The organism is Endozoicomonas sp. SCSIO W0465, assembly GCF_023716865.1.
Taxonomy (GTDB): Bacteria; Pseudomonadota; Gammaproteobacteria; order Pseudomonadales; family Endozoicomonadaceae; genus Endozoicomonas.
In genome coordinates, this window is the sequence record NZ_CP092417.1 from 4,025,464 (window position 1) to 4,040,467 (window position 15,004).

A 15,004-nucleotide genomic window follows, 5' to 3' on the forward strand; every position below is an offset into this window, starting at 1 on the left:
ATGTGGTATTTTGCCTGGATCCTTGGTGTGCTTCTGGCTTGTGCTTTCGGGATTATTAATGTGATGTGGTACGAATTTCATTCAGACCATTTTGATAATGAAATCAATGAGTTAGACTGATAGAAAAAATTTTAGGTTACAATTTGATTGTAACCTAAGCCTCAAAAACGGTACCAAATCGTACCTTCACTGCATTTCGTAGTGAATGTTATACCGGAAAAATGGTACCGTTGCTTTTGTATCTTTTTGGTACTTCTTCATTTTTGGTAAGCCTATTTTGTGAGCAGGCTTCCTCCCCCCGTTACTATCCTTATGCCAGTTGTACTCCAACAGATAAAAAACTGACCTCCCCCTTTCCACTTCGCTAAGCACGACTATCGTCTAGCTCTTCTCGTGGGTACAATGATTCGTTATATATAAATTCCTCATTCGAGCTATCTGGACCCACGCTCCCCTGCGTCAATAAAAGACAACGGTAAAATCCACGGGCGGTAGCGTACCCGCAGTTTGAAAAAAACATGGCCTTATGCAGATCACACCACACCAAGCCAAATATTTCGCCTATGAACTAACCCGACAACACGCTGGCAATGGTGTTGATCGACTCTCTCAATCGTTATTCGATGCCAGTGTAGACCTTAATCCACATCAGATTAATGCCGCACTGTTCACTCTCAGCAATCCATTAAGTCAGGGAGTTGTTCTGGCGGATGAAGTCGGCTTGGGTAAAACCATCGAAGCCGGCTTGGTGCTGTGCCAACATTGGGCAGAACGTAAAAGACGAATCCTGATTATCTGCCCGGCGTCATTGCGCAGACAGTGGGCTCAAGAGCTGCTCGACAAATTCAATCTGCCGTCACAGATTCTCGATGCCAAAACCTGGAAGCAATTAGAAAAAGAAGGCGTCAGTAATCCGCTGAGCAATGGCGAAGTGGTCATCATGTCTTACCACTACGCAGCAAGGCTGGAAACTCAATTATTGATTGAACCCTGGCACCTGGTGGTTATTGACGAAGCCCACAAACTGCGAAACGCTCACCGCTCCAGCAACAAAATGGGGCAGTCCCTTAAACGGGCTCTGCAGGGACGAAAAAAACTGCTATTAACAGCGACACCACTCCAGAACTCCCTGATGGAGCTGTATGGCCTATCCACCCTGATCGATGAACACATGTTTGGTGATGATAAAGTCTTTCGCCACAACTATGTTAATGACAACGGTTCTATATTAGAGCTTAAACAGCGCCTGAAAGGCTTCATTCACAGAACCCTTCGTAAGGATGTACTGGAGTATATCCGTTATACCCAACGTAAAACCGTGACCGTCCCATTTACCCCTTCACCGGATGAACAACGGCTCTATAACGGCATCACAGCCCTGCTGGAGAAAGAAGATAGTTACGCCCTTCCACACCGACAACGCCATCTCACTGGTTTGATCTTGCGGAAGCTATTAGCTTCCAGTACGTCTGCAGTACTCAATACGCTGTATACCATCAAAGGTCGTTTGGAAAACCTTCAGCAAGGTGGTCAGAACTCTACCGACCTGGTAACCACCTGGGTTGATAGCGATGATCTTGAACAGGAGTATCTGGAAGAGTCAGAAACTGACCTTCAAGAAGACACCACTGAAATAGATCACAATCTGCTCCAACTGGAGATCAAAGAACTCGATCAAAACATCAAGCAGGCTGAAAAGATTGAGGTGGATAGCAAAACCACAGCCCTGCTAACGGCTTTGAATCAAGGCTTTGAGCAAGTGTCAGCCATGGGAGCACCCCGCAAGGCAATTATTTTTACCGAGTCCAAACGCACCCAGGAATATCTGGCAGCGTTCCTCAGCCAGCAGGGTTATGAGGATAAAATCGTCACCTTTAGTGGTTCCAACAATCACCCGGAAGCCACACTCATCTATCAGGCATGGTTGGAGCAAAACCAGGAATCGGACAATGTCAGCGGTTCGCCCCAAATTGATCGGCGGACAGCACTGATCGATCACTTCCGAAACGATGCAGAAATAATGATTGCCACCGAAGCCGCCGCCGAAGGTGTCAACCTGCAATTCTGCTCTCTGTTAATGAATTATGACCTGCCCTGGAACCCGCAACGAGTTGAACAGCGCATTGGTCGCTGCCACCGGTACGGACAGAAATTTGATGTTGTTGTTATTAACTTCCTGAATGAAACCAACCAGGCAGATCAGCGGGTACTGCGACTGCTCAGCGAAAAGTTTCATCTATTTGATGGCGTCTTCGGCGCGTCGGATGAAGTACTGGGCAGCATTGAATCCGGTCTGGACTTTGAGAAAAGGATTCAAGCCATTTATGAAACCTGCCGAACACCGGAAACCATTGATGCCGCCTTCCAGCAACTGCAAAAAGAGTTAGAGTCAGAAATCGATGAGAAGATGACTCAAACACGGCAGCTCTTGATCGAAAACTTTGATGAAGACATTCACGACCTGCTTAAAATTCAACTGAATGCTGCGGAACAAAGGCTGGATAAGGTAGGTCGCTGGTTCTGGTTATTATCCTGTCATCAGCTGCGACACTTCGCTCAATTCAGTACTGACAATCATAGTTTTCAGCTTAACGCACTGCCGGAGGGCAACTTACAACCGGTTCCACTCGGCCAATACCAATTAATGCGTCGAGGTCAACCGTCGGAGATTGAGCAGCCTCATGCCTATCGGCTCTCTCATCCTTTGGCACAATGGTGTATTAATCAGGCTCAAACAGAAGCACTTTCGGCCGCAGAAATCACCTTTCACTACTCACAACACAGCGCCAAAATCTCGGTTATCGAAAAGCTATCCGGCAAATCCGGAACCCTATGCCTACAACGATACGCCGTGGAATCATTGGAACAAACCGAAGATTACCTGATCTTCGCCGCTGAAACCGATGATGGCACTTTAATACCTGGGGAAACCACACAAAAACTGATGCAGTTGCCAGCCACGGTGAACTCAGAATATGAAGTCACAGCGACTTCAGCCATGGAAAGCGCCCTGGAACAGGAGCGCAACACCATTACCCGGCAGATCAATGACCGCAACCTCAGCTTTTTTGAGCAGGAAACCAATAAGCTGGATGCCTGGGCAGATGACCTTAAGGAAGGGTTGGAACAAAGCATTCGCCAACTGGATAAAGACATCAAACAAGTTCGCAGAGAGTCCAAAATTGCTCCCACGCTGGAGGAAAAGCTGGCTCTGCAAAAACAGCAACGCAAGCTGGAAAGCCTGCGCAACCGACAACGCCGCGACCTATTTGATAAGCAGGATGAGGTGGATGAACGCCGCGAAGCCCTGATCGAAAGTCTCGAAGGCAAACTCAGTAAGAAAACGGATATACAGGATCTGTTTACCATTCGATGGAGTGTGGAATGAAGATTAAAGAGATAAAGATCTCAAATTTTAGATCGATCAAAGAAGCAAAATTTACCCCTAGTAGCTTTAATGTGTTCGTTGGCCAGAACAATCATGGAAAATCGAATTTATTCGAGGCAGTAGAATGGTTTTACAATGGAAAGGGAAATATCCAGGAAATCCGTCACTGTGATTCCATAGCCGAAGAGCACGTAGAAGTTGAAATAGTATTTTCAGACGTACAAGATGGTCTAGCACAAATAAGCAATGAAACCAATCAGGAAAAACTACGCAAAGTTCTTGGCAATGCAACAGAGATGAAGGTTAAACGTTCATCAGCAAGTACAAAAGACAGATTGCTATATAATACTCAGAAAGATGAGTGGAAAAAGCAGCCCACTGGTGCTGACCCTGCATTTAATAACTGCATACCACGATTTGAATTTATTGAAGCCACAAAAAACTTCAAAGATGCATCTGCGTATAAAACCACGACTCCGATTGGTCAAATGTTAAGCGGTCTTGTATCTGAAACTCTCGAAAAAGATGATGACTACCGCAATTTTGTCGAACAATTTGAAAAGCTCTTCGGGGGCTAAGTTACCGTTAATGGTTGAATCAGCTAAACTCCCATAAAATCTACGTTGTAGGGGAGTGATATGCAATCTGAACTCTTCCAGAATTTTATTGATTCCATTTCAACATTAACCAGTGAACAGCGAGACATTCTTAACAACTCGCTCCTTAGTACTCAAATAGAGGTTACCGAGGTAGTAGAAACCACTGACTCTGAACCTGTTTACAGTGAATCTATACCCAATAACGATAATGCAACACCTGACGTAGAAAAGAGCATACTTGCCCAATTTGCCGAAAACCCCAGGTGCCCCAAATGCAAAAGCCATAGCGTTGGTCGCTGGGGCATACGAAATGGCCGACAGCGCTACCACTGCAAGACTTGCGACTCAACGTTTAACGCCTTTAGTGGAACGCCTTTGGCAAGGCTCAGGCACCCTGAAAAATGGAACAAGTACCTCGCAGGTATGACTCACTCTATGGTCTTGCGACCAGCTGCTGCTGAGAATGCCATTGACTTGAAAACTGCGTTCCGCTGGCGTCACCGCTTTCTTGAAGTGATTAATAATGATCAAGCAGAAGAGCTTTGTGGCATTACTGAGCTTGATGAAACATTTTTCCGTGAATCCTTCAAAGGGCAAAGAGAAGGCCTTCCACGGCCAACCCGAAAGCGGGGTAATGATCCCAACAAAGCCCGAAAAGTCCCGGTAATGGTGGCTCGGGACCGTAATCGAAATACCGTTGACGGTGTATTAGAAAACGAAAGTGCTAATGAATTGTGCAGGCATTTAAATGGCCGCATATCGATACAGGCCACGGTCTGTGCGGATGCACACCTCGCTCACGAAAAACTTGCTGACAAGCTTGGATTTGTCTTCAAGGAGCTGGTGACATCAGCAGGTCAACATGTTGTTGAAGGCATCTACCACATCCAGACTGTAAATTCTTATCACAGTCATTTAAAACGCTGGATTGGCGGCGTATTCCAAGGGGTTGCAACTCGTTACCTTCCCCATTATCTGGCCTGGAGGCGAGAACTGACGGCAGCAAAAAAATTAACTGTTGGCCGGTTGATCAGCAGAATTACTGAACATTGGTGCTTCCAACCATTAACGGTAACTTAGCCCTCTTCGGGAATGGTGATTCAAAAATAAGACAAGCGTTAAATAATCTCAGTGAAAAAGTGAGTATTTATTTACAAGATCAATTCCCTGATTGCACAAAAATCAATTTCAGTGTAGCTACGCCTAACTTTGATGATTTTCTCAAAAATTATGATACAGAACTTGATGGCTAAGTTACCGTTAATGGTTGGAAGCACCAATGTTCAGTAATTCTGCTGATCAACCGGCCAACAGTTAATTTTTTTGCTGCCGTCAGTTCTCGCCTCCAGGCCAGATAATGGGGAAGGTAACGAGTTGCAACCCCTTGGAATACGCCGCCAATCCAGCGTTTTAAATGACTGTGATAAGAATTTACAGTCTGGATGTGGTAGATGCCTTCAACAACATGTTGACCTGCTGATGTCACCAGCTCCTTGAAGACAAATCCAAGCTTGTCAGCAAGTTTTTCGTGAGCGAGGTGTGCATCCGCACAGACCGTGGCCTGTATCGATATGCGGCCATTTAAATGCCTGCACAATTCATTAGCACTTTCGTTTTCTAATACACCGTCAACGGTATTTCGATTACGGTCCCGAGCCACCATTACCGGGACTTTTCGGGCTTTGTTGGGATCATTACCCCGCTTTCGGGTTGGCCGTGGAAGGCCTTCTCTTTGCCCTTTGAAGGATTCACGGAAAAATGTTTCATCAAGCTCAGTAATGCCACAAAGCTCTTCTGCTTGATCATTATTAATCACTTCAAGAAAGCGGTGACGCCAGCGGAACGCAGTTTTCAAGTCAATGGCATTCTCAGCAGCAGCTGGTCGCAAGACCATAGAGTGAGTCATACCTGCGAGGTACTTGTTCCATTTTTCAGGGTGCCTGAGCCTTGCCAAAGGCGTTCCACTAAAGGCGTTAAACGTTGAGTCGCAAGTCTTGCAGTGGTAGCGCTGTCGGCCATTTCGTATGCCCCAGCGACCAACGCTATGGCTTTTGCATTTGGGGCACCTGGGGTTTTCGGCAAATTGGGCAAGTATGCTCTTTTCTACGTCAGGTGTTGCATTATCGTTATTGGGTATAGATTCACTGTAAACAGGTTCAGAGTCAGTGGTTTCTACTACCTCGGTAACCTCTATTTGAGTACTAAGGAGCGAGTTGTTAAGAATGTCTCGCTGTTCACTGGTTAATGTTGAAATGGAATCAATAAAATTCTGGAAGAGTTCAGATTGCATATCACTCCCCTACAACGTAGATTTTATGGGAGTTTAGCTGATTCAACCATTAACGGTAACTTAGCCGAACTTGATGATGGTGTAAATACCACTGCAGCAGATAAAGGCGACGGTATGCAAAGGGCATTAATGCTCTCTATAATCAAAGCTCATGCTGACTTTAGAAGAGAAGAAGCCTTAGGCCGCTCTTTCATCTTCTTTATTGATGAGGCGGAATTGCATCTTCACCCAACAGGGCAGCGACAATTAAAAAACTCATTATTAGAGTTAACCCGTGGCGCAGGTAATGATCAGGTTTTTATCACAACGCACTCTTCTGTCTTGATCGCTGATGGTGATCAAGATCAACAGCAGTCATTTTTTAAAGTAACCAAGGAAAATAAAAAAACACAAATAGAGGTAATCCGCCCAACAGAAAAACACGGCTAAGTTACCGTTAATGGTTGGAAGCACCAATGTTCAGTAATTCTGCTGATCAACCGGCCAACAGTTAATTTTTTTGCTGCCGTCAGTTCTCGCCTCCAGGCCAGATAATGGGGAAGGTAACGAGTTGCAACCCCTTGGAATACGCCGCCAATCCAGCGTTTTAAATGACTGTGATAAGAATTTACAGTCTGGATGTGGTAGATGCCTTCAACAACATGTTGACCTGCTGATGTCACCAGCTCCTTGAAGACAAATCCAAGCTTGTCAGCAAGTTTTTCGTGAGCGAGGTGTGCATCCGCACAGACCGTGGCCTGTATCGATATGCGGCCATTTAAATGCCTGCACAATTCATTAGCACTTTCGTTTTCTAATACACCGTCAACGGTATTTCGATTACGGTCCCGAGCCACCATTACCGGGACTTTTCGGGCTTTGTTGGGATCATTACCCCGCTTTCGGGTTGGCCGTGGAAGGCCTTCTCTTTGCCCTTTGAAGGATTCACGGAAAAATGTTTCATCAAGCTCAGTAATGCCACAAAGCTCTTCTGCTTGATCATTATTAATCACTTCAAGAAAGCGGTGACGCCAGCGGAACGCAGTTTTCAAGTCAATGGCATTCTCAGCAGCAGCTGGTCGCAAGACCATAGAGTGAGTCATACCTGCGAGGTACTTGTTCCATTTTTCAGGGTGCCTGAGCCTTGCCAAAGGCGTTCCACTAAAGGCGTTAAACGTTGAGTCGCAAGTCTTGCAGTGGTAGCGCTGTCGGCCATTTCGTATGCCCCAGCGACCAACGCTATGGCTTTTGCATTTGGGGCACCTGGGGTTTTCGGCAAATTGGGCAAGTATGCTCTTTTCTACGTCAGGTGTTGCATTATCGTTATTGGGTATAGATTCACTGTAAACAGGTTCAGAGTCAGTGGTTTCTACTACCTCGGTAACCTCTATTTGAGTACTAAGGAGCGAGTTGTTAAGAATGTCTCGCTGTTCACTGGTTAATGTTGAAATGGAATCAATAAAATTCTGGAAGAGTTCAGATTGCATATCACTCCCCTACAACGTAGATTTTATGGGAGTTTAGCTGATTCAACCATTAACGGTAACTTAGCCGAAAAACACAGTGTTGTTTTCGATTTATTGGGGGGGAATCCAGCAGACTTATTACTGCCTGCAAACTTTATGATTGTAGAAGGGCCTTCCGAAGTTCACTTTCTGACAGGTGTTATTCAACGTTTCTATCAGGACAAACCTTCAATTCAAATTCTTCCAGCAGGCGGTGATGACGAAGCACAAAATCAGTCAATGAACGGATTAAATAAGGCTCTTTTCGTATTGCAGACTGCTGATTTCATAAATCAGGCTGGAATCCTCCTGTGGCAGGGCTTGGCAATATTTAGCCAGCAGTTTCCTGAAGGCATTGTATATCAAGGCCTTTGGCCAATTTTCATTGCAGAGCAGTCTGTAACCCGAAAAGAGCCTTAAATAATGTATTCAATCCACTCAAATTACGACCAATTTATCGTAATAAGCTAACCATTCTTTGCGATCAGCCTGACCAAAACAAGCAACCAAGATTTGAGGCATTTAAACGAGATAATGGGTTCTTAGAGTTAAACTCTCAGCTGCATGTGCTTAACGTAAATGGCCTAGAGGACTACTACCCTGAACATTTGGCAACTGTATGCACTCGAAGAGATAAAGTTAAAAAAGCAAAGTGGATGGCTCACAACATCACTCAAAGTGATTTTGAAAATCAAATGCCAATCATCTTTAATGCATTAAATCATTGTTGGATGAATGCTTACTCTAGTGATCCGGTAGAACAACTACATATTACTGATACATTGCATATTAAAATCCCTACTGAGGCTGAGCTATGAGTAATACGAAACTTGAACTGACTTGGATAGGCAAAGAGAAGCGACCAAAGTTGGAGCCACGTATTCTGCTGGAAGACCCTGAGAAGTCGTACCATGCAGAACATCGTGTAAGTAGAAATGATATTTTTGATAACAAGCTAAAGGGTCGGGGGTCGAGTCTTTATTCTTGATCTGATCGTCTTACACTTCCACTTCGTACTGCGCCAGATTCGGCGCAGCTCCCTTTACCTCCCCGTTCTGAATAAACACCTTCTCTCCAACGTTCACAGACTCCCCCTTAACCGTAATAACCGAACCATCCCGAAGCTCTGCCTGACTGGTACCGTTGCGTAACTATTCAGCACTGAGCAAAGGCATATTACAGTAATTCCGAACAGCTCTATGAAGTGATTGATATATGTCCATTCCCTGTTTTCTGGCAGACGACAAATAGCTGCGAATCCGTGCAAACATAGAACCACCGTCTGCACTCCTGAAGCAGCCTGAGATTTTCTGCTTTAACTTGGCCATTCGAACATCCCGCTCACTGCCATTGTTATCGAAGGGAATGGTAAAATCTGACATGAAGCGCAGTGTCTCAGCCTTGAACTCAGTGAGTCGTTTGAAGAGATTGTAAGCTTTAGTATTCTTGACTTTCTTGCGCTTAAGCTCCTCTCGTTGCTTCTCCATATAGACGACTTCTTTCATTAGAGCCCGCTGAAGCAACCGGTCATAAATCTTCTCGATTCGTTCACAGACAACACTTGGCATCTGTAGCATACCTATGGTCTTAAAGCCCTTGCAGTAATGCCAGGAAAGCCTCAGTAGCTTCATCAATCGCAACGCCAGTTGATTGCTGTCCCTATCAACAACACCCAAAAGCTCCCTCAGGTGATGGGCATTGCAAAGTACGTGAGTTGCCGCATATGCAAAATAGGATTTCCAATGATCATGAACCAGAACGCCTGCAAATGTTAGCAGTATGCCCATCGTGTCCATGGCCTCACGACCTCGCTTTTCAGACAAGTAGTAGAGCGTCCATTGTTCATCCCGCATAACGTGTAGCCAGTGCAAAGAGCCCTCGGCCCGCATACCCGTTTCATCGGCTCCGGCAACAGACGATTCCCGCAAGGCGTCACGAATAACCTCTTCAGTAGAAGCCAGATTTTCATAGGTTCTGGCCACAAAATTGGCGACAGTGCCTGCACTTACACTCATTTTATAGAGAGTATTAAAATACTCTGACACGCGCTTAAAAGGCAGGAAATGGTATTGGTTAAGATAGACGGCCATAGCCTGTGTGGCTGAGCCATATTGTGCGGCAGCGGTAACACCTTCCGGGAATTCAGCCTGATTCCGACAACCACAAGTGCAGATTTTTACTTCAGCTCTATGGGCCGTTACTTCAAATTCACCCGGTCTCCCTGGTTCAAACACCTGTCGTTCAATATATTTGACCGGCTCACTATCAAGAAGAGACGCCTGACATTTATTGCATTCTTTAACCGGAAGGTACTCAATATAGTCAGGGATATCGACCTGTTTAAGACAAGTGCCCTGATGCCCTTTCTTTCCACCGGCTTTATTACCAGAAGACTGTCTCAGACTTTTAGGATTGGGTTTTTCATCCGATGGATCGGTACCTTTATCTGCGGAAAGGTCGTCAGAATGATCTGGAGAATTACTGTTTTTACAAGGTTTTTGATAACCATCAGACGATGGCGGCTTGCTGCTGTTTTGACTGTTCTTGCCAACCTTTTCTTCCAATTCTCGACATCGCTCTTCCAGACAGGCAACTCTCATCCGCAGCTCTGCATTCTCTTTCAAGAGAATCTCAGCCGACATAGTTGCGGGTAGTTCTGGAATCATGCTGGCGAATATTGTGGAAAAATGGTGCTTAAGAGGATGGTATAAAAATCAGAAAATTCCAGATTTATGTGGGGGTGCTGAACAGTTACACCGTTGCCATTATTGCCGGTAATGATAGCAACGATCCGCCCGCCACCAGGAAGCAGAGCCCTAAACTGTTGCCAGATATTCGTGGTGGCCATTAGTAATGTCGCTCCAGCTCAATAGATTGAACAACACTGCCAACACCTGAGGCACTGATATTGGTTGCCAGACAGAGCCCCCGCCAATCTCCCGTTATATCTTGTACTTCTACCAGCATTCCCGGCTCGATCAACCCCGAAGCCGTATTGGTATCCTTCAGTGGCAGCTCGATGGTGGTAATGCTCTGATTGCCACCCTTGGCCAGCTCATTCCGGCCTCGCTCAGTATTGACCTGCGTTTCCGTGAGCCAGTCTTCCAGAATATCGGGAGCCGGGTTATCGCCATTGGTTCCTGTTCGTTTGACGTTGACCGCCACGCCAGCATTGGTCCCGGAAACATAGACCGCATTGTAAGCCTGCTCCGGTCGCCAGTTGGCGCTCAAACTAATAACCATACTGGCCGGAATGATCTTATCCATCGTGGCCGTATTCCAGTGCCAAGGGCTGGCCGGGTATCGGGGCTGAATGCTCACCTGGTCATTATCACGGCTTGGGATAATCACTGATCCGGCTGTAGTTGCGACCTTGGCTACCACCTGCATGGCGGTCTGGTTCTGATAGCTGAATGAGCCTCCGGGCATAATCCAATCCGGTGTGCTGTAATCATTCAGGTCAGGATAGGTTGCTGTGAATCCGGTATTGGCCAGTTCTTCGATGATCGCCTGTTTAGCGTTGAGGTCGGCACTGTTGCTCTTGCTTCGTTGTGGCGCATAAGGCGCTGCGAGCAGTTGGGTTCGGCTGCTGCCATAGAGGGTGTAACGCTCATTTCCGAAGCGTCTATCTGTGTTGTAACGGTCAACAATGAATACCCAGACCCAGCCGTTGATGTTTATCTCTATCTGCTTCGGGCCGCTGGCATCCGGTTCTATCATGGCCAGGCTGGACGCTCCCCATAGCTGTCCGGTCAGGCTCCAGCTGAAGCTGTCTATATCTAGTTCTCGTCCAAAAACACAACCAATTGAAAACTGTAGATTTTATCCTGAAAAATTAAGTGGAGCCCTACTGCTATCTGGCGACTAAACTTCCCAAGAGCAAGAAACATAAGGGATTGCCAAAAACAGAGGACTCCAAATGCGCAAAAAACGCAACCCGCAGTGTAGTATGGAACTCCATTACGTACCTCATGAAATCTGCTCCCAGCTTTCCGGTATCTCGCAATGGCTTGACGCCCATCCACAGTTCAATGACTGGATTTATGAGGACTTAAGTTCTGGTGATAAACAGAACACTGGGCGGAACGGACTATCAGCAGAATCCGTTCTTCGTGCGGCACTCCTGAAACAGTATTTGAATTGTGATTATGACTACTTGTCGTTTGTTTTGATGGACTCCATGCTCTTTCGAGACTTTTGTCGCCTCGAACCAAACCAGCGCCCCAGTCGCTCCAGTTTGCATGGGCTCATCAGCCTTCTTACTGCATCTACATGGGAACGGATTAATAACTGTCAGCTAATGACCGCTAAAGATCAGGGTATTGAAAAAGGGCGCACTGTGGCTATTGACAGCACAGTCACCGAATCGGATATCAAACCTCCTTGCGACAGTGATCTTTTAGCCAGTTCCGTTAAAGAAATTTGTCGGCTGCTGGAACGGGGACAAACACTGACAGCGACACCGCTTTATGAATATACCCATCACAACCGAGCCGTAAAAGATGCGGCCAGAAAATGCATCTACGCTGGCAAAGAAGAGCGGCATCAGCATTATAAAAAACTGCTGCAGTTGACCCGAAAATCCCGGAAGGTACTTATCGAAGCTACTGTCACGCTAGCAAACGCCCGTCAGCAGGGGCAGTGTCTCCTGGCTGATGATGCCGACAAGTGGCAGGCCGATGTGGATCACCTGTTACCCCTGGTGGATGCAATAGTCTCCCAGACAGAGCGCAGGGTCTTTAAGGGTGAAAAGGTGCCAGCCCAGGAAAAAGTGGTTAGCCTGTATGAACCCCATACGGATATCATCGTAAAAGACAGGCGGCAAGTACAGTATGGCCATAAACTGAACCTGGTTCAGGGAAAAAGTCGATTGATCCTGGACCTGGTTATTGAGGAAGGTAACCCAGCGGATTCGGACCAATTCATTCCGATGATGGAAAGACAAAAAGAAATTTATGGTCGTGTACCTCGCCAGACAAGCGGTGACGGCGGATACGCGTGTCGCGCTAATTTGGAAAAAGCCAAGGCCATGGGAATCAGCGATGTAGCTTTTAATAAGAAGCGCGGACTTGAAGTCGAAGAGATGACTAAAAGTCAGTATGTGTATAAAACGCTCTTTCGCTTCCGGGCAGGTATTGAAGCGGGAATTTCGTGGCTAAAGAGATGTTTTGGGCTATCACGTTGCCACTGCAAGGGTTCTGAGCGTTTTGATTCTCATTGCTGGTTATCGGTGGTCTGTTACAACCTGGTGATTCTGGCCAGACACCCGGCACCATCCTGATAGCCACCTCCACGCTACATGAAAGTACCTTTCCAGCATGGTGGGAGGATGTTTTCTGCCTGCTTTTCGCGTTTTTCTCCAATATCCGTCCCAGATTAGAGAAAAAAAGGGAAGAGTTTTTGCGGCTCTCTGGAATTTCAGGAAATATCAAAACGCACGTACAATCTAATTATGATTGCCTGATGCGTTTTTGGACGAGAACTATCTAACTCAATTTCTAAATCGTTCAGCTCGATAGGGGTGCGTTCTGGTACGGTGACCACGCTGATAACGTTCATAAGTAAATAGCTCTCCCTGATCTCTGGCTGTTCCGGCTCTGGCTTTTCAATGACCTCCGGGTCCGTCTCACCGCCATAGTTGCCGGTTACCGTTTCATCCCTGGCTTTCTGGCCGAAGCCCCACGGCAGGATAACCGGCTGATCTTCGGCTCGGTTGCTCTGGAAGGTAAAGCGTCGTTTGCTATCCACAGGGACAGCGATGACTTCTTTTTCAAAGGCACCAATCTGGAAAAATACCGAGCCGTTTGTCTGTGGCTGGTATTGCATATCCCGGAAGGTAAAGTTCAGGGGTTGTTGTGGATGAATATAAGCCGGACTTTGCCACTTTCTGGAACCGTACAGATCAACTGACTGCATCCCCTCGGATAGATTGCTATCCCGCTCCTGTGGATGGTTCCACGGTAAGGCTTGCCCCTGATCCTGCGCCTCAATGCTTTTATCCCAACCGATACCCATATTGTGGGTATCCTTACGCTCAGGCTGCTGCCAGCGATCGCTGGTTGCCGCTTCCTTCCAGACACTTTCCCCATGAGCAAAGCTGACCACCACTTCCTTTTTAGCCACAGCCCCCCAAAACAGCCCAAACGGTGAGGCTTCCAGAGGCTTTGCCTGCTGACTACTTTGCCGCCGGGTAGTACTAACAGGCCGACTGGTAGAATAGCCCGCAGAAAAGCCCTGCTGCCGACTGAGTGCCCCTTGCCATTGGCTTTCATAAGGGCGAATCACACCGGGAGGCGGTGCAAAATAAACCAAAGGCCTCCCGTCAAAGGAAAAGTCAGCAATAGCCGACGATGACACGGTATAGGGAGCGCCGGTTAGTCGAAAGTCTGAATCCCCCGTTGGAACCTCATAACTCATGACAAAGGCTCTGCTTTGATCGGACCGTGTGACAGAGGCCGATAAAATGGAATCGCCCGGAGGGTAATGCCGCCTTCGATGGTGCGGGTATGGTTGGTGCCGGTATCAATCCACCATGTCGGCTCGGTGGCTGGCAAGGTGCCGCCTGCCTCCACCCGGTAAACATGGCCATTGGGAACGGTCGGATGAATGATGTCACCTTGGACGACTGCTGCTGTGGCGGTAAAAGGCACACCGTATTCATCAACCGTCAGCACAAAGGTATCGCCGCCTTCGGTCAGCACTTCCAGTGTATAGCTGCCGTTTTCAGAGTCACTGGTCGTATTGCCGGTCACCGCCCATGAACCATCGGGCTTATGCTCAACGGCCACCAGCTGCCTTGCAACGGCTTCAACCTGATTATCCAGCACCCGCTCTACCTTGCCGCTGATGGTGGCCGGGTCGCCCGTTGGCGCACCGCCGCCTCCGCTGGTGCTGATGGCTATCTCGTAAATGATCACGTTATCTACCGTAATCAGATCGCTCATATATGGACGACCATCTTTGTATACCAGAAAGCAGAACGATTTAGTACCAAAGGAATCCGGGAGATATTGAAAATGCACCACGCCGTTTTGAATGATGGAACCAATGACGTAACGGGTAGCTCCATTCATAAACAACTCTGCACTGCCGTTGTAGGGCAAACCATCCACTGAAATGCTGGCCTTGATCTGATGCTGATAAGTGATTTCCTTTGGATAGAACTCGTAAGGGATTTGAAGCATTACCAGTCTCCTGACACTTGCACATAAACCGTCAATGGCCTGTCATAAGGCTGATTATT

15 protein-coding genes are annotated in these 15,004 nt (G+C 47.0%); 9 read left to right on the forward strand and 6 right to left on the reverse strand.

The window, feature by feature from the left end; translation table 11 throughout:
- The 5 genes from cydX (at window position 1) to MJO57_RS18035 (ending at window position 5,240) form a co-directional block, all read left to right on the forward strand.
- The gene (cydX, locus tag MJO57_RS18015) at window positions 1-120 is read left to right on the forward strand and encodes a cytochrome bd-I oxidase subunit CydX (RefSeq protein WP_067518539.1); all 120 of its coding nucleotides are present in this window, start codon (window positions 1-3) and stop codon (window positions 118-120) included.
- Window positions 121-526: 406 nt separating this feature from the next.
- Complete coding sequence (locus MJO57_RS18020) at window positions 527-3,388, forward strand: SNF2-related protein (RefSeq protein WP_252017654.1); 2,862 nt, start codon at window positions 527-529, stop codon at window positions 3,386-3,388.
- Window positions 3,385-3,966 carry an AAA family ATPase gene (locus MJO57_RS18025; RefSeq protein WP_252017656.1) on the forward strand — a complete coding sequence of 194 codons (582 nt, stop codon included), beginning with the start codon at window positions 3,385-3,387 and terminating at the stop codon, window positions 3,964-3,966. Before MJO57_RS18020 ends, MJO57_RS18025 begins: the two co-directional genes overlap by 4 nt.
- A 60-nt stretch (window positions 3,967-4,026) precedes the next feature.
- The gene (locus MJO57_RS18030) at window positions 4,027-5,067 is read left to right on the forward strand and encodes an IS1595 family transposase (protein ID WP_252017335.1); all 1,041 of its coding nucleotides are present in this window, start codon (window positions 4,027-4,029) and stop codon (window positions 5,065-5,067) included.
- On the forward strand, window positions 5,040-5,240 hold the full coding sequence (locus tag MJO57_RS18035) for a hypothetical protein (RefSeq protein WP_252017658.1): 201 nt from the start codon (window positions 5,040-5,042) through the stop codon (window positions 5,238-5,240). The genes MJO57_RS18030 and MJO57_RS18035 overlap by 28 nt, the downstream gene beginning before the upstream one ends.
- On the opposite strand, the gene MJO57_RS18040 is transcribed toward MJO57_RS18035, so the two are convergent.
- Window positions 5,237-6,277: an IS1595 family transposase gene (locus MJO57_RS18040; RefSeq protein ID WP_252017335.1), complete on the reverse strand. Its 1,041-nt coding sequence runs from the start codon at window positions 6,275-6,277 to the stop codon at window positions 5,237-5,239. The two genes, MJO57_RS18035 and MJO57_RS18040, sit on opposite strands and share 4 nt — an antisense overlap.
- Here MJO57_RS18040 and MJO57_RS18045 point away from each other — a divergent pair.
- Window positions 6,272-6,706 carry an ATP-dependent endonuclease gene (locus tag MJO57_RS18045; RefSeq protein ID WP_252017660.1) on the forward strand — a complete coding sequence of 145 codons (435 nt, stop codon included), beginning with the start codon at window positions 6,272-6,274 and terminating at the stop codon, window positions 6,704-6,706. The two genes, MJO57_RS18040 and MJO57_RS18045, sit on opposite strands and share 6 nt — an antisense overlap.
- Here MJO57_RS18045 and MJO57_RS18050 read toward each other — a convergent pair.
- Window positions 6,703-7,743: an IS1595 family transposase gene (locus MJO57_RS18050; protein WP_252017335.1), complete on the reverse strand. Its 1,041-nt coding sequence runs from the start codon at window positions 7,741-7,743 to the stop codon at window positions 6,703-6,705. The two genes, MJO57_RS18045 and MJO57_RS18050, sit on opposite strands and share 4 nt — an antisense overlap.
- On the opposite strand from MJO57_RS18050, the gene MJO57_RS18055 reads away from it, so the two are divergent.
- Window positions 7,738-8,181 carry a hypothetical protein gene (locus MJO57_RS18055; protein WP_252017662.1) on the forward strand — a complete coding sequence of 148 codons (444 nt, stop codon included), beginning with the start codon at window positions 7,738-7,740 and terminating at the stop codon, window positions 8,179-8,181. The two genes, MJO57_RS18050 and MJO57_RS18055, sit on opposite strands and share 6 nt — an antisense overlap.
- Complete coding sequence (locus tag MJO57_RS18060) at window positions 8,133-8,579, forward strand: hypothetical protein (RefSeq protein WP_252017664.1); 447 nt, start codon at window positions 8,133-8,135, stop codon at window positions 8,577-8,579. The genes MJO57_RS18055 and MJO57_RS18060 overlap by 49 nt, the downstream gene beginning before the upstream one ends.
- Window positions 8,580-8,912: 333 nt before the next feature.
- Here MJO57_RS18060 and MJO57_RS18065 read toward each other — a convergent pair whose 3' ends face one another.
- On the reverse strand, window positions 8,913-10,427 hold the full coding sequence (locus MJO57_RS18065) for an IS66 family transposase (protein ID WP_252017330.1): 1,515 nt from the start codon (window positions 10,425-10,427) through the stop codon (window positions 8,913-8,915).
- A gap of 181 nt (window positions 10,428-10,608) precedes the next feature.
- Window positions 10,609-11,481, reverse strand: a complete 873-nt coding sequence (locus MJO57_RS18070) for a hypothetical protein (RefSeq protein WP_252017666.1) — start codon at window positions 11,479-11,481, stop codon at window positions 10,609-10,611.
- A gap of 199 nt (window positions 11,482-11,680) precedes the next feature.
- On the opposite strand from MJO57_RS18070, the gene MJO57_RS18075 reads away from it, so the two are divergent.
- The gene (locus MJO57_RS18075) at window positions 11,681-13,042 is read left to right on the forward strand and encodes an ISNCY family transposase (protein ID WP_252017318.1); all 1,362 of its coding nucleotides are present in this window, start codon (window positions 11,681-11,683) and stop codon (window positions 13,040-13,042) included.
- A 137-nt stretch (window positions 13,043-13,179) separates the two neighbouring features.
- Here MJO57_RS18075 and MJO57_RS18080 read toward each other — a convergent pair whose 3' ends face one another.
- Together MJO57_RS18080 and MJO57_RS18085 are read right to left on the reverse strand one after the other, a co-directional pair.
- Window positions 13,180-14,178 carry a hypothetical protein gene (locus tag MJO57_RS18080; RefSeq protein WP_252017668.1) on the reverse strand — a complete coding sequence of 333 codons (999 nt, stop codon included), beginning with the start codon at window positions 14,176-14,178 and terminating at the stop codon, window positions 13,180-13,182.
- Window positions 14,175-14,945 carry a hypothetical protein gene (locus MJO57_RS18085; RefSeq protein WP_252017670.1) on the reverse strand — a complete coding sequence of 257 codons (771 nt, stop codon included), beginning with the start codon at window positions 14,943-14,945 and terminating at the stop codon, window positions 14,175-14,177. Before MJO57_RS18085 ends, MJO57_RS18080 begins: the two co-directional genes overlap by 4 nt.
- Between the last annotated feature and the right edge of the window lie 59 nt (window positions 14,946-15,004).

Excerpts from the sequence above, each read along its gene's own strand:
- MJO57_RS18085 (WP_252017670.1), bottom strand. The coding sequence starts at position 14,945 with ATGCTTCAAATCCCTTACGAGTTCTATCCAAAGGAAATCACTTATCAG.
- MJO57_RS18040 (WP_252017335.1), bottom strand. The coding sequence starts at position 6,277 with ATGCAATCTGAACTCTTCCAGAATTTTATTGATTCCATTTCAACATTA.
- MJO57_RS18065 (WP_252017330.1), bottom strand. The coding sequence starts at position 10,427 with ATGATTCCAGAACTACCCGCAACTATGTCGGCTGAGATTCTCTTGAAA.
- MJO57_RS18070 (WP_252017666.1), bottom strand. The coding sequence starts at position 11,481 with ATGATAGAACCGGATGCCAGCGGCCCGAAGCAGATAGAGATAAACATC.
- MJO57_RS18080 (WP_252017668.1), bottom strand. The coding sequence starts at position 14,178 with ATGAGTTATGAGGTTCCAACGGGGGATTCAGACTTTCGACTAACCGGC.
- MJO57_RS18075 (WP_252017318.1), top strand. The coding sequence starts at position 11,681 with ATGCGCAAAAAACGCAACCCGCAGTGTAGTATGGAACTCCATTACGTA.
- cydX (WP_067518539.1), top strand. The coding sequence starts at position 1 with ATGTGGTATTTTGCCTGGATCCTTGGTGTGCTTCTGGCTTGTGCTTTC.
- MJO57_RS18020 (WP_252017654.1), top strand. The coding sequence starts at position 527 with ATGCAGATCACACCACACCAAGCCAAATATTTCGCCTATGAACTAACC.
- MJO57_RS18025 (WP_252017656.1), top strand. The coding sequence starts at position 3,385 with ATGAAGATTAAAGAGATAAAGATCTCAAATTTTAGATCGATCAAAGAA.
- MJO57_RS18030 (WP_252017335.1), top strand. The coding sequence starts at position 4,027 with ATGCAATCTGAACTCTTCCAGAATTTTATTGATTCCATTTCAACATTA.
- MJO57_RS18050 (WP_252017335.1), bottom strand. The coding sequence starts at position 7,743 with ATGCAATCTGAACTCTTCCAGAATTTTATTGATTCCATTTCAACATTA.